15 protein-coding genes are annotated in these 13335 nt (G+C 68.0%); 4 read left to right on the top strand and 11 right to left on the bottom strand.

The window, feature by feature from the left end:
• Positions 1-433 precede the first annotated feature (433 nt).
• On the top strand, positions 434-1444 hold the full coding sequence (locus M9980_RS00825) for a ligase-associated DNA damage response exonuclease (RefSeq protein ID WP_250752387.1): 1011 nt from the start codon (positions 434-436) through the stop codon (positions 1442-1444).
• Here the strand turns inward: M9980_RS00825 and M9980_RS00820 are convergent.
• The 4 genes from M9980_RS00820 to lptB all read right to left on the bottom strand — a co-directional run bounded on the left by M9980_RS00820 (position 1441) and on the right by lptB (position 4651).
• Entirely contained in the window at positions 1441-1821 is a 381-nt protein-coding gene (locus M9980_RS00820; RefSeq protein WP_250752385.1) for an STAS/SEC14 domain-containing protein, read from the bottom strand. The genes M9980_RS00825 and M9980_RS00820 overlap by 4 nt on opposite strands.
• On the bottom strand, positions 1818-2210 hold the full coding sequence (locus tag M9980_RS00815; RefSeq protein WP_250752384.1) for a hypothetical protein: 393 nt from the start codon (positions 2208-2210) through the stop codon (positions 1818-1820). Before M9980_RS00815 ends, M9980_RS00820 begins: the two co-directional genes overlap by 4 nt.
• Before the next feature lie 58 nt (positions 2211-2268).
• Positions 2269-3741 carry an RNA polymerase factor sigma-54 gene (gene rpoN, locus M9980_RS00810; protein WP_250752383.1) on the bottom strand — a complete coding sequence of 491 codons (1473 nt, stop codon included), beginning with the start codon at positions 3739-3741 and terminating at the stop codon, positions 2269-2271.
• A 121-nt stretch (positions 3742-3862) separates the two neighbouring features.
• A complete protein-coding gene (lptB, locus tag M9980_RS00805) occupies positions 3863-4651 on the bottom strand; it encodes an LPS export ABC transporter ATP-binding protein (RefSeq protein ID WP_250752382.1) in 789 nt (262 codons plus the stop codon).
• 211 nt (positions 4652-4862) lie between these two features.
• Here lptB and M9980_RS00800 point away from each other — a divergent pair, with 211 nt between their 5' ends.
• Positions 4863-5321: a hypothetical protein gene (locus M9980_RS00800; RefSeq protein WP_250752381.1), complete on the top strand. Its 459-nt coding sequence runs from the start codon at positions 4863-4865 to the stop codon at positions 5319-5321.
• 7 nt (positions 5322-5328) lie between these two features.
• On the opposite strand, the gene M9980_RS00795 is transcribed toward M9980_RS00800, so the two are convergent.
• The 4 genes from M9980_RS00795 to M9980_RS00780 all read right to left on the bottom strand — a co-directional run bounded on the left by M9980_RS00795 (position 5329) and on the right by M9980_RS00780 (position 8073).
• A complete protein-coding gene (locus M9980_RS00795) occupies positions 5329-5871 on the bottom strand; it encodes an LptA/OstA family protein (RefSeq protein WP_250752380.1) in 543 nt (180 codons plus the stop codon).
• A complete protein-coding gene (gene lptC / locus M9980_RS00790) occupies positions 5868-6515 on the bottom strand; it encodes an LPS export ABC transporter periplasmic protein LptC (RefSeq protein WP_250752379.1) in 648 nt (215 codons plus the stop codon). The genes M9980_RS00795 and lptC overlap by 4 nt, the downstream gene beginning before the upstream one ends.
• On the bottom strand, positions 6515-7135 hold the full coding sequence (locus M9980_RS00785) for a ribonuclease D (protein ID WP_250752378.1): 621 nt from the start codon (positions 7133-7135) through the stop codon (positions 6515-6517). The genes lptC and M9980_RS00785 overlap by 1 nt, the downstream gene beginning before the upstream one ends.
• 146 nt (positions 7136-7281) lie before the next feature.
• Positions 7282-8073, bottom strand: a complete 792-nt coding sequence (locus tag M9980_RS00780) for a TerC family protein (protein WP_250752377.1) — start codon at positions 8071-8073, stop codon at positions 7282-7284.
• A gap of 205 nt (positions 8074-8278) precedes the next feature.
• Between M9980_RS00780 and M9980_RS14255 the strand changes: the two genes are divergently transcribed.
• Positions 8279-9109 (top strand): cold-shock protein, encoded by an 831-nt coding sequence (locus M9980_RS14255; RefSeq protein WP_277998305.1) that lies wholly within the window; start codon positions 8279-8281, stop codon positions 9107-9109.
• 405 nt (positions 9110-9514) lie between these two features.
• A complete protein-coding gene (locus M9980_RS00765) occupies positions 9515-10288 on the top strand; it encodes a glutaminyl-peptide cyclotransferase (protein ID WP_250752375.1) in 774 nt (257 codons plus the stop codon).
• On the opposite strand, the gene M9980_RS00760 is transcribed toward M9980_RS00765, so the two are convergent.
• The 3 genes from M9980_RS00760 to M9980_RS00750 all read right to left on the bottom strand — a co-directional run bounded on the left by M9980_RS00760 (position 10285) and on the right by M9980_RS00750 (position 13281).
• Complete coding sequence (locus M9980_RS00760; protein WP_250752373.1) at positions 10285-11091, bottom strand: EamA family transporter; 807 nt, start codon at positions 11089-11091, stop codon at positions 10285-10287. The genes M9980_RS00765 and M9980_RS00760 overlap by 4 nt on opposite strands.
• 26 nt (positions 11092-11117) lie before the next feature.
• Positions 11118-12716, bottom strand: a complete 1599-nt coding sequence (locus M9980_RS00755; RefSeq protein WP_250752370.1) for a cisplatin damage response ATP-dependent DNA ligase — start codon at positions 12714-12716, stop codon at positions 11118-11120.
• A gap of 70 nt (positions 12717-12786) precedes the next feature.
• Positions 12787-13281, bottom strand: coding sequence for a Dps family protein (locus tag M9980_RS00750; protein ID WP_250752367.1), 495 nt, complete (start codon positions 13279-13281; stop codon positions 12787-12789).
• Positions 13282-13335: the final 54 nt, after the last annotated feature.

Raw genomic sequence — 13335 nt, 5'->3', positions numbered from 1 at the left:
TGGCGGTTATTGGGTGGAAAGCGCATGTCGTTCCGGCGCACGCGCACTACAAAGCCGACGCTAGCCAGAACGCGTATCGGATAGCCCAGATTGCAATATCAGTCACAAATCCAAAAAGGGACCCTGCGATCGTGACAGCCAGCACCCACCAGTAAAGGCTGAGAACACCATATCTTGCAGTCAGGACAGGCCATCGGAACAAGGTGAGAAAAAGGCAGTAAGCTATTCCCGCCAAACCGCCGAGTTGCGACAACATCAGCGTTCCCCCGCTTTGAGACTGCCCCCTACTGATCGAATAGCAGCAGGTATTGGACGTCCGCAATTGGGGCGCTTCCCGTCAGTCGACGTTTGAAACGATACCGTCACCCCCGTGGCCCGCTTGGCCGCGCGATGAGCCCGTGGAACCTTCGCGCATCCCGCCCATATAGGGTGGATGCCACGCCTCGGCGACTGGGTGGAGCCGCACCCGCACGGTATCTATCTGCCCGCAGTCGATGCGTGGATCGACCCGTCGCGCCCGGTGTCGCGTGCGCTGGTGACGCATGGTCATGCCGACCACGCGCGCGGCGGCCATGACAAGGTGTGGGCGACGCCCGAGACGCTCGCGATCATGGACGTGCGCTATGGCACGCAGAACGGGCGGCCCGTGGCGTATGGCGAATCGCTGACGCTGGAGGGCCCGGGCGGAGAAATCGAGGTCAGCTTCGTGCCGGCCGGCCATGTGCTTGGATCGGCGCAGATCGTGCTCGACCATCGCGGCGAACGGATCGTCGTGTCGGGCGACTATAAGCGCCGCGAGGATCCCACGTGCGCGCGGTTCGAGCCGGTGAAGTGCGACGTATTCGTGACCGAGGCGACGTTTGGCCTACCCGTGTTTCGCCATCCCGAGACGCATGACGAGATGGACAAGCTGCTCGCCGCGCTGCGCGCCAATCCGACGCGGTGCGTGCTGGTCGGCGCCTATGCGCTAGGCAAGGCGCAGCGGGTGATCCGCGAGCTGCGCGTGATGGGGTTCGACGATCCGATCTATCTGCACGGCGCATTGCAGCGGCTGTGCGACCTGTACGTCGATCACGGCGTCGATCTGGGCGAACTGCGCCCCGCGACCGAGGCGAGCAAGGCCGAGATGCAGGGCCGCGTCGTGATCGCCCCGCCCGGCGCGCTCGCCGATCGCTGGTCACGCCGCTTGCCCGACCCGATCACGGCGATGGCCAGCGGGTGGATGACGGTGCGCCAGCGCGCGGTGCAGCGCGGGGTCGAACTGCCGATCATCCTGTCGGACCACGCCGACTGGGACGAGCTGACGACCACGATCCGCGAACTATCCCCGCGCGAGGTCTGGGTGACGCACGGGCGCGAGGACGCGCTGGTCCACTGGTGCGCGATGCGCCAGATCAAGGCGCGGGCGCTCGATCTCGTCGGATTCGAGGACGAGGACGATTAGGCGGCGAGTGCCGCGTCATCCGAAAGCAGCCACCGGCGCGCGTCCGCCACGGTATCGAACATGCGGACGCCGCGCTGGGCGATCGCGCGCTGGAGCTGCTGGCGGACCAGCCCCGGCGCGGTGACGAACGCCAGCCGGGGGGCGCGGAACGGCGGATGACGCAGGCGCGCGGCAAAGGCATCGACCATCGCCTGCGACTGGATCGACAGGCCCGACAGGTCGGCGAGCGTGCGGTGCGGGACGGTGCCGATCGCGCGCTGGGCGACGGCGCGCAGGCGGCGGAACTCGTCGAAGTCGGCGGGCTGGAGGAAACCCGCGAGCGTGATCTCGACCAGCGCGGTGACAGGATCGGCGGTGATGCGGACCAGTGCGCTCACGCTGCGGCGGCGTCGCCGACGGTCGCGGCCAGCACCCACGCCTCTGCATCGGCGTGGTTGTCGAACACGCGCGCCCCGCGCGACCCGATCGCGCGCAGCAGCTGCGGACGGGCCAGCGTCGGCGCGGTGACGAACGCCAGCTTGCGCGAGCGATAGGCGGGATCGGCCAGCATGTCCTGGAACATGGCGACGATGTCCTGCGACTGGATCTTCATCTCGCGCGTGTCGGTGATGGTGCAATGCATGTTGGGCTCACACGTCAGCCGCGCGTGCACGGACTTTCGCCGGGCCAGGAAACCGCCGATATCGTCGGGACCGAAGAACCCGCTCATGGTGATCCGCACGATGCTCCGCGCGACATCGACGTCGATCGAATAGCTAGCACTCATGGGCCGGGGGTAACCGGTTTCAGATTGCGAAATTGTAAAAAAGGAAAAGGTTCCCGGCTCAGCCGGCGCCGGCGAGAGTTTTTTGCCGGCGGCGTTGTACCGAACTGCCGATGCCGAGCGATTCGCGGTACTTGGCGACGGTGCGCCGGGCGATGTCGAAGCCCTTTTCCTGGAGCAGGTCGACCAGAGTGTCGTCGCTCAGGATCGCCTTGGGCGACTCGCCGCCGATCAGCGTGCGTATCGCGGCCTTCACGGCTTCCGCCGACACCGCATCGCCGCCGTCCGCCGCCTGAATCGCGCTGGTGAAGAAATATTTCAGCTCGAACACGCCGCGCGCACAGCTCAGATACTTGTTGCTGGTGACGCGGCTGACGGTCGATTCGTGCATCCCGATCGCCTCGGCGACGCGCGCCAGCGTCAGCGGGCGGAGGTGGGCGACGCCGTGGCGGAAGAATCCGTCCTGCTGCTTCACGATCTCGCTCGCGACCTTGATGATCGTGCGCTGACGCTGGTCGAGCGCCTTCACCAACCAGTTGGCGCTGGCGAGGCAGTCGCCGAGCCACGCCTTTGACGCCTTGTCGCCGCCGTGCGCGCTCGACAGTTCGGCGTAATAGCTGCGGTTGACCAGCACGCGGGGCAGCGTCGCCGAATTGATCTCGATCGCCCAGCCGTCGCCGCGGGCCGCGACGAACAGGTCGGGGACAACACTCGCCACCGCCTCTCCGCCGTAGCGGCAGCCGGGCTTGGGATCATAGGCGCGCAGCTCGCGGATCATGTCGGCCATGTCCTCGTCGTCGACGCGGCAGATGCGCTTCAGCCGCCCCAGTTCGCCGCGGGCGAGCAGGTCGAGATGGTCGATCAGCGCCGCCATGCACGGGTCGTAGCGATCGGCATCCTTCGCCTGGAGCGCGAGGCATTCGGCCAGGTCGCGCGCACCGACGCCGGTCGGGTCGAAGGTCTGGATCTGGGCGAGCACCCCCTCCACCCGCACCAGCGCAACGCCCAGCCGATTGGCGACGTCCAGCAGCGGCGCGGTCAGATATCCGGCCTCGTCGATCTGGTCGATCAGATGCGCGGCGATGAAGATGTCGGCGCTGGCGACGGTTTCGCCCGCCTGCGCGAGCAGATGGTCGGCCAGGCTGATATCGGGATTGGCGAAGCTGTCGAAGTCGGGACCGTCCTCCGGCGCCGCACCGCCCGACGCGCCGCCCATGCCGAGCCCGCCGTCGAGGCCGCCGATGCCGTCGCTGGGGCTATCCTCGGCAAAGGCGGCTGCGGCGTCGATGTCGAGCGCCCCCTCCCCGTCGCCGCTCGCCGCGTCGGGCAGGTCGCTGTCGACCGCCACCGGCTCGGGCGTATCGGTGGCCTCGGTCGGGCCGCCTTCCAGCAGCGGGTTCTTCTCGATCTCTTCGGCGATGAACCCCTCGATCTCGAGGTTCGACAGCGCGAGCAGGCGGATCGCCTGCTGCAACTGCGGGGTCATCACCAGCGATTGCGACTGGCGCAGGTCGAGGCGGGGCGCGAGGCTCATGCTGCGTCCTTCCGAACCCCGTTCGTTTCGAGCGTGGTCCAGAAACGCCTGGAGGGTGCCAAGATCCGTTTCTCGACTACGCTCGAAACGAACGGATGGAGGGGCGGTCGAGACATACGCGCTAGAGCGAGAAGCCCTCGCCCAGGTACAGCCGGCGGACGTTCTCGTCGGCGACCAGTGCTTCGGGGCTGCCGGTGAACAGCACGCGACCGTCGTAGATGATGTAGGCGCGGTCGACGATGTCGAGCGTCTCGCGAACATTGTGGTCAGTGATGAGCACGCCGATCCCGCGCGTCTTCAGCGTCTTCACCAGATCACGAATGTCGCTGATCGAGATCGGATCGATGCCCGCGAACGGCTCGTCGAGCAGCATGATCTTGGGATCGGCGGCCAGCGCGCGGGCGATTTCCGCGCGGCGGCGCTCGCCCCCCGACAGCGCCATCGCCGGTGCATCGCGCAGCCGCGTCAGGCCGAATTCGTCGAGCAGCGTGTCGAGCTTCGCCTGGCGGGCATCCTTCTCGGGCTCACTCAGTTCCAGGACGGCCAGGATGTTCTTCTCGACCGACAGGCCGCGGAAGATCGAGGTTTCCTGCGGCAAATAGCCCAGCCCCAGGATCGCGCGGCGATACATCGGCAGACCGGTGATGTCGTCGCCGTCGAGCATGATGCGGCCCGAATCGGGCTTCACCAGCCCCATCACCGAATAGAAGCACGTCGTCTTGCCCGCGCCGTTGGGGCCGAGCAAGCCGATGACCTCTCCGTGGCCGACCGTCAGCGATACGTCGGAGAGCACGACCCGCTTGTCGTACGCCTTCGCGATCGAGACGACCGACAGTCCGTCGGTGGTGTCCGCCGGCGCACGCGGCGTGGGTGCCTGTACGGGAGCATCGAGGGTGGCGACGTCGGTCATTCGTCAAATCCGTTCGCACGAGATGGTTACCGAAGCCCTACCGCGCCGGCATCTGGCAGGATTCATGCATGATCGGCGCGAGTCCGGGAAGCCCCAAAGGACGTGATGCACGCACCGCGCGACCGGCGGCAGGGCACCGGATGGTCGGCAAGGCTTGTGCCGCGCGCCGCGCCTGTCCACCCTGCGCGCCGTCAAACGGGGGAGAGACACGATGATTCGTTCGGTTGCGGTGATAGGCATCGCCGCCCTGTCGATGGGCGCCGCGCCCGCGCCGCAGGCGGCTCCGGCGGGCGATGCCGCGGCCGCCGCGCTCGGCAATTGCATGGTGCTGAAGACGACGGGCGAGGACCGGCTGGTCGTCGCGCGGTGGATGGTGACGGCGATGGCGTCGGGGCCGCAGCTGGCGGATGCGGTGTCGGTCAATGCCGGCAAGAAGCCGACCTATGACAAGGACATGGCGACGCTGTTCACCCGGCTGCTGGTGCGCGACTGCGCCGACCAGTCGCGCCCGGTGTTCAAGACGGGCGGCGACCGCGGGTTCAAGATCGCGGGCGAGGCGCTGGGCAAGGTCGCGATGGAGGAACTGCTGCGCGATCCGAAGGCGCTGGGCGCGCTGACCGATTACGCGAAATATCTGAAGCAGGACGACTTCAAGCCGGTCCTGCCCTGACCCGCGATTACTGCCGGCGTTCGGGGACCGAGAAGCGCCCGGTCACCCGTCCGCCGGAGCGGGTGACGGTGCCGTCGGGCGCCTTCACGGTGCCGCCCGCCGCGGACCCGTCGATGGTCGCGCGCCCGGTGTCGAGGTTGATGGTCAGCCGCCCGCCGTTCACGGTGTTGCTGCCCTGCACCAGGCTGACCCCGCCCAGCATCGTGATGATGCGGCGGTTGAGGTCGTACACGGCATATTGCGACCGCGCGCGCTGGTCGGGGCGGGTCACGGTGACGCCGCCCGATGCGTCCATGCGCGACACCTGCGGCGATCCGTCGACCACCTGGCCGGTGTAGTTGACCGTCATCCGCGCCGCGGTCAGCGTCATTTCCGCCTGTCGGACATTGACGTTGCCCGACAGGATCGCGCGATTCGCCTTGTCCTGCAGTTCGATATAGCCAGCGCTGAAATCGATCGGGGCGGCGGAATTGTGGCGCGTCTGCGCGACCGCCGGGCTGGCCGCCGAAGCCGCGACGACCACTAGCAAGGGAACGATGCGGCGGATCATGGCGCCCTCTTCGCGCGACCGGGCACGATCCGCAAGCGGGCATTTCCGCGCAAGGCCACGGTGCGCTGTTCGAGGTCGGCGGTCAGCCGGTCGCCGCTGAACGTGCCCATCGGCGTCGATCCCGCGACCGCGCCACCGCTGGCAAGCTTGCGCGTCTTCAGGTCGACGGTCGCGTCGCGGGTGCCGAGCACGTAATTGTTGGGGCCGGTGAAGCGGATCGGCCCGTCGATCGCGACACGCTCGCTGGTCATGTCGTAGCGCCCGCTGTCGGCCTTCAGCTGTGCGGGGCCGTCGGCCATTTCGAGCTCGGCGGCGAGCGCATTCATCCGCACGATCGGCTCGGCGGAGCTTTTCTGCACTGCGCTGCCCGCGGTCAGCTGAAACGCGCGGCCCTTGTCGTCGGCGCCCTGGTAGCGTGCCGTCTCGATCTTCATGCGCTCGCCCGCGACATCGACCTTGTTCTTGTCGAGCACGAACGACACGTCGCCGCCCGCGAACAGCGGCGCCATCACGAGGAACGCCGCCAGCACGCCGATCGCCATCGGCAACCCGACTTGCAGGATCGCGACCAGCCGGTCGTGGCTGCTGCCCGGCGCGGCCCAGATCTGGCGTTCGGTACGGATGGCGCGGGCGACGTCGCTCATCAGGCGTGCGCGAAGATGTCGGTTTCGGGCCAACCCTCGATATCGAGCGCGGCGCGGTGCGGCAGGAAGTCGAAGCACGCCTGCGCGAGATCGGTGCGCCCCTCACGCTCGAGCCGGCGATCGAGCTCGACCTTCATGCGGTGGAGATAGCGGACGTCGGAGGCGGCATATTCCTTCTGCGCGTCGGTCAGCTCGGGCGCGCCCCAGTCGGACGACTGCTGCGCCTTCGACAGTTCCTGTCCGAGCAGTTCGCGCACCAGCTCCTTCAGCCCGTGGCGATCGGTGTAGGTCCGCACCAGCCGCGACGCGATCTTCGTGCAATAGCAGGGCGAGGCATCGACCTCGAGGTAGAACTGGATCGCGGCGAGATCGAAGCGACCGAAATGATAGAGCTTCAGCCGATCACGGTCGGCGAGCAGCGCGCGCAGATTGGGCGCCGCATAGTCGCTGTCGGGGCCGAAGCGCACCAGATGCTCGTCGGGTCCGCCGTCCGACAGCTGGACGACGCACAGCCGGTCGCGCGGGGTCAGCAGGCCCATCGTCTCGGTATCGACGGCGATCGACGCGCCGGGCGCGAACAGGCCGGCGGGGATGTCTTCTTCGTGGAGATGAACGGTCATGCGCGGCACATAGGCGGTAGGTGCTGAACGCTCAACAACGCAGGCGACTGCCGCAGCAAATAAGCGGCGGACACAATTTGCCGCGCCGGCCGGCACGCATCAGCGTGTCCGACGACGTGGCTTTGCCACGTCGCCGCTCCCTGACCTCAGGCCGACCCCGCCCGCCTCTCCCGCCGGCGGCGCGCGAAGATGTTGAGCATCTCGACCCCCGCCGAAAACGCCATCGCGGTATAGATATAGCCCTTGGGCACATGCACCCCGAAGCCGTCGGCGATCAGCACCGCGCCGATCATCAGCAGGAATCCCAGCGCCAGCATCACCACGGTCGGGTTCCTGTTGATGAAATTCGCCAGCGGATCGGCGGCCAGCAGCATCGCCAGCACCGCGACGACGACGGCGACGTACATGATCTCGACATGCTCGGTCATGCCGACCGCGGTCAGGATCGAATCGATCGAGAACACCATGTCGAGCAGCAGGATCTGGACGATCGCCGACCCGAAATTCAGCGTCGCCTTGCCCACCACGCCGTCGACCGTCTCGTCGCTCGCGTCGTGATCGACATTGTGGTGGATCTCGCGCGTCGCCTTCCACACCAGGAACAGCCCGCCTGCGATCAGGATCAGGTCGCGCCAGGAAAAGGCGGTTTCGAACGACGGCTCGCCGTGCGGCCCGGGGGCGCCCGACCAGCCGAGGTCGAACACCGGCGCCACCAGCCCGGCGATCCACGCGACCATCGTCAGCAGCGCGAGGCGCATCACCAGCGCCAGCGCGATGCCGACGCGCCGCGCCTTCTGCCGCTGGCCCTCGGGCAGCTTGTTCGACAGGATCGAGATGAAGATCAGATTGTCGATCCCCAGCACCACCTCCATCACGATCAGAGTGATGAGCGCCGCCCAGGCGGCGGGGTCGGCAAGCAGTGCGGTGATGTTCTCCATGCGCCAAGATGTGCCGAAAGCGCCACAGATGCGCAAGGATCGCCGGCCCGGCTGCCACATTGCTGTCGAAATCGTTCGCGGCACAGCGATTCTTCGGCTAACGTGCGACTCCATAGTACGCAGACGTGCGTGCGAAGACCTGCGTCCGTCGTCCGGCGCGTCGGTCTGATACGATATCGGGCGACCCGGGAAGACGAACAGGGTTATGAGTTTTGACAAGGGACGCCGCGGCGATCGCGGTGGGCGCGGGCGCGACAAGCGCGACGGTTTCGGTGGCGACGACGGCGGCTTCGGCGGCGGTAGCAGCTATGGCAGCGGCGGCTTCGGCGGTGGTGATCGTGGCGGCTTCGGCGGCGGCGGCGGTGGTTATGGTGGCGGCGGCTTCGGCGGCGGCGATCGTGGCGGCTTCGGCGGCGGCGGCGGCGGGTTCCGCGGTGGCGGCGGTGGTGGCGGCTTCGGCGGCGGTGGTGGCGGCGGCTTCGGCGGCGGTCGCGGCATGCCCCCGCAGGTCGTCGGCGAAGGCACCGGTGTGGTCAAGTTCTTCAACGGCCAGAAGGGCTTCGGCTTCGTGGTCCGCGATGACGGCGGCGAGGACGTGTTCGTGCACATCAGCGCGGTCGAGCAGGCCGGCCTGACCGGTCTGGCCGAGGGTCAGCCGCTCGGCTTCACCCTCGTCGATCGTGGCGGCCGCATCTCGGCGACCGACCTGAAGATCGAAGGCGAGCCGATGCCGGTCCAGGACCGTGCGCCGCGCGAGGACCGCGGCGATCGCGGCGCCCCGGGCGGCGGTTTCGGCGGCGGGCCCCAGCGCCAGCTGACCGGTGAAAAGGCGACGGGCACCGTCAAGTTCTTCAACGCGATGAAGGGCTTCGGCTTCATCCAGCGCGACGACGGACAGCCGGATGCGTTCGTTCACATCTCGGCGGTCGAGCGTGCCGGCATGCCGACGCTGAACGAGGGCGACCGCCTGGAGTTCGAGCTCGAGGTCGATCGTCGCGGCAAGCATGCCGCGGTCAACCTGACCCCGATGCAGTAATCCGCGCCGCCCGGGCAATCGGGCGGAGGCGAAAGACGGGCGGTGCCGGCAACGGCGCCGCCCGTTTTCGTTGGGGCGAAGGGGGCAATGCCGCGGACGGGCTGTTGCCCCGAGTTGCACCCGCTTTCCGTCATGTCGGCCTTGTGTCGAGGCCCGCGGGGAAGGCGCACGATCGAACTGTTGGATGGGGTCTGCCGGCGCGATGGACCCCGGCAGAAGGCCGGGCTGCCGGCGTCTCGCGGATGTTGGCGGGGCTGGAATGCCGCGAGCGGGACGGTCGTGTCTCGACATATGCCCGCCCCCGCTCGAGGCTGCGCGCCGGCAACCTCCACGCTGGAACCAACTGTCCGCGTGGCAGGATCGCCCGCCATTTCGCGGCGCTGCGGTTTGGCATACACTCGGCTTATGTTCCGCCTTGTCCTGTTCGCCCTCGCCGCCGCTGCCGCCTCGCCGCAGGCGGCGCCGGCTCCCGCCGATGCGCCCGTCCAACGCTACACGCTGCAGGTCGTGGCGCGGCATCCGCATGACCGCCAAGCCTTCACGCAAGGGCTGCTGATCCACGACGGCCGCTTCTACGAAAGTACGGGCAAGGAGGGGCGATCCGAAATCCGGAGGGTGACGCTGGACGGCAAGGTCGAAGCGCGCAAGGCGATCGCTGCCACGCAGTTCGGTGAGGGGCTGGCGCTGTGGCACTCCACGCTCGTCAGCCTGACCTGGAAGGACGGTATCGCCTATCGCTGGGACCGCGCGACCCTGAAAGGCCGGGGCACGCGGCGCTATCCGGGCGAGGGCTGGGGGCTGGCGACCGCGCCCGACGCGCTGATCCTGTCGGACGGCAGCCCGGCGCTGCGCTTCCTCGATCCCAAGACGCTGGCGGAGAAGCGTCGCGTGACTGTGACCGTCCGGGGCCGCCCGCTCGACCAGTTGAACGAGCTGGAAACGGTGGACGGCGAGGTTTTCGCCAACGTCTGGCAGACTAATTTCATCGTCGCGATCAACCCCGTCGATGGTCACGTCACCAAGATCATCGACGCCTCCCCGCTCGCCGCCGAGGTGCGCGCGACCGACCCCGATGCGGTGCTGAACGGCATCGCCTGGGATGCCGCGGCGAAGAAGCTGTACGTCACGGGCAAGTTGTGGCCGACACTGTTCGAGGTGAAGCTGGTGCCTGCCGTCTAATGCGTCAGGATCAGGGTCGCGCCGACGAGCACGCCGCCGACCGCCGCCGCCCGCCCCACCGTCACCCGTTCCTTCAGGACGAGGGTCGCGATCAGTAGCGCGGTGACCATGCCGGTTTCGCGGAGCGCGGCGAGCATCGCGGTCGGTCCGATCGCGAACGCGCTGAGCGCCAGACCGTAGGTGCAGATTGACAGCATCCCGGCGACCACGCCGGGCCTCCACTGCGTCCGCGCCGCGGCGAAGATCCGCCCGCGCGAGATCAGTCCGAACATCGCGACCACCACCACGCCCATCGTGACGAACACCCAGACGATATAGCTCGCCGCCGTCGGCGCCGCGCGCACCCCGTGCGCGTCGACCACGGTGTAGGCGGCGATCATCGCCCCGGTCAGCAGCGCCCAGCCCAGCCCTGCGCGTCCGATGTGCCGCCCCGCCACCAGCAGGAACATCGCAGCGCCGATCAGCGCAATCCCGGCTATTTCTCCCGCGGTCGCGGGCTCCCCGAGCAGGCCGATCACGACGATGGCGGTCAGCAGCGGCGCCACCCCGCGCAGCACCGGGTAGGCGGCGGAAAAGTCGCTGGTGTCGAATGCCCGGACGAGCGCGAAGAGATAGACGGCATGGATCGCCGCGCTCGCGAACAGCCAGCCCCATGCGCCGTGCGGCAGAGGCACAAAGGCGATCGCGGGGAGCATCAGGATCGCACTCGACCCATCGATGACGGCGCGCCCCGCCATGCGATCGCGCCCGCCCTTCAGGATGGCGTTGACGACGGCATGGATCGACCCGGATGCGATCATCATGATCGACGCCACGGTCAGCGGCGAGATCACGTAATCAGCCGCTCCAGCGCCGCGATCGTGTCGGCTTCGCTTGCCGGCTTGTCGGTGCGGATGCGGGCGATGCGGGGGAAGCGCATGGCGACGCCCGATTTATGGCGTTTGGAGGCGTGAATCGAATCGAATGCGACCTCCAGCACCAGCGTCTTCTCGACCTCCCGCACCGGTCCGAAGCGGGCGAGCGTGTGGTTGCGGACGAAGCGGTCGAGGCCCTTCAATTCCTCATCGGTGAAGCCCGAATAGGCCTTGCCGACCGGGAGCAGCTGACCGTCCTCGGTCCAGCAACCGAAGGTGTAGTCGGAGTAGAATGACGAGCGTTTGCCGCTGCCGCGCTGGGCGTACATCATCACGCAGTCGGCGGTCAGCGGATCGCGCTTCCATTTGTACCACAGGCCGACGCGGCGTCCGGTGACATAGGCCGAATCGCGGCGCTTCAGCATCACGCCCTCGATCGCGGCATCGCGGCTGCCGGCGCGGATGTCGCCCAGATGCGCGAAGTCGCTGGCGTCGATCAGCGAGGAAATATCGAAGCCGTCGGCGGGCAGCCGCGGCACGAACGCCTCCAGCCGGGCGCGGCGCTCGGTCCACGGCAGCGCGCGCACATCCTCCGCGCCGTCGAACAATATGTCGTAGAGGCGGACGAAGGCGGGATAGTCGGCAAGCATCTTCGCCGACACCGACTTGCGCCCCAGCCGCTGCTGCAGCGCGTTGAAGCTGGCGGTCGCGTCGTCGCGCCCCGCCCCTTGCGCCTCGCCGCGCACGAGCAATTCGCCGTCGAGGACACCGGGCACGCGAAAGGCGGCGGCGACCTCGGGGAAGCTGTGGGTGATGTCGTCGCCGGCGCGACTGTACAGGCGCGTCTCGCCCGCGACATGGACCAGCTGGACGCGGATGCCGTCCCACTTCCACTCGGCAGCATAGTCGGCGAGGTCGACCGCGCCGTCCTCCAGCGGATGGGCGAGCATGAAGGGGCGGAAGGTCGGCAGGTTCGCCGCGGTCGGCTGCTCCCCCCGCCCCTCGGCCCAGTCGAACAGCGTCGCATAAGGCGGCGCGATGCCGTGCCAGATTTCCTCCACCGCATCGACGTCGAGCGCGAACGCCTGCGCCAGCGCGGTCTTGGCAAGGCGAGCGGAGACGCCGACGCGCAAGCCGCCGGTGGCAAGCTTCAGCAGCGCATAGCGTTCGTCGGCGGCGAGACTGTCGAGCAACGCGGCGAGCACGGCTGGCGTCTCGGCCTTGGTCAGCGACGCCAGCCGGTCGACCACCGCCGACAGCCGCAACTCGTCGAGCGCGATCGCCGCGGCGCGCTCCCCTTCCGGCTCGGGCCAGATCAGCGCGATCGTCTCCGCCGAATCGCCGACGAAGTCGCGGCTCATCCGATAGAGCACCGGATCGACCCGCGCCTCGACCATCGCTCGGATCGTGGCGGGCTTCACGGCAGGCAGGTCGAGCCCCCCGGTCAACGCCGCCATCGCCCAGCCGCGATCCGGATCGGGGGTGGCGACCAGGTAATCGGCGATCAGCTTCAGCTTGGCATTGCGCGACCGCGTGTAGATGAGGGCATCGAGCAGATCGGCGAAGGCGCGCATGGGCGCTCAACATGGCGCGGCGGACGTGGTTCCGCCAGCGCCGGATCGATACCCTGCTGCCGTGAACGCATCAGCCCTTGCGGCTGGCCTCGAACAGGAACCACGCGCGCTCCTCGGCCTGGTCGGTCCATTCGTCGACGATGCCGCTGGTGGCGTTGTCCTTCGCAGCGTCGGCGGCGTCCTTTACGGTGCGGAAGGATTCGACGAGCTTGAGATTGTCCTCGCGCAGTTCGGCCAGCATGTCGGCGGGGCCGACGAATTCGGCGTCGTTGTCGGTGAGGGTCTGGCGGCGGGCGATGTCGCCGATCGAGCGCAGCGTCAGATTGCCGGTCTTGCGCACGCGCTCCGCAATCGCATCGGTCACGCCCAGGATCTGCGCGGCCTGATCGTCGAGCAGCAGATGGTAGTCGCGGAAGTGCGGGCCGGAGACGTGCCAGTGGAAATTCTTGGTCTTGAGATACAGCGCGTAGCAATCGGCCAACGCGCTGTTGAGAGCATCGGCGACCGTCTTCGTATCGTTGCGGTTGAGGTCGGTCGGAGTCGCAAGCGGCTTGGGATTGGCCATGATGGGTCTCTCGGCAAAAGGGGTCGGTTCGCAGGTGGAACGACGCTGACGCCG

This window comes from Sphingomonas donggukensis (genome assembly GCF_023674425.1).
Lineage (GTDB): Bacteria > Pseudomonadota > Alphaproteobacteria > Sphingomonadales > Sphingomonadaceae > Sphingomonas > Sphingomonas donggukensis.
Note: the sequence above shows the minus strand (reverse complement) of the source record. Positions and strands in the feature narration are given on the sequence as shown.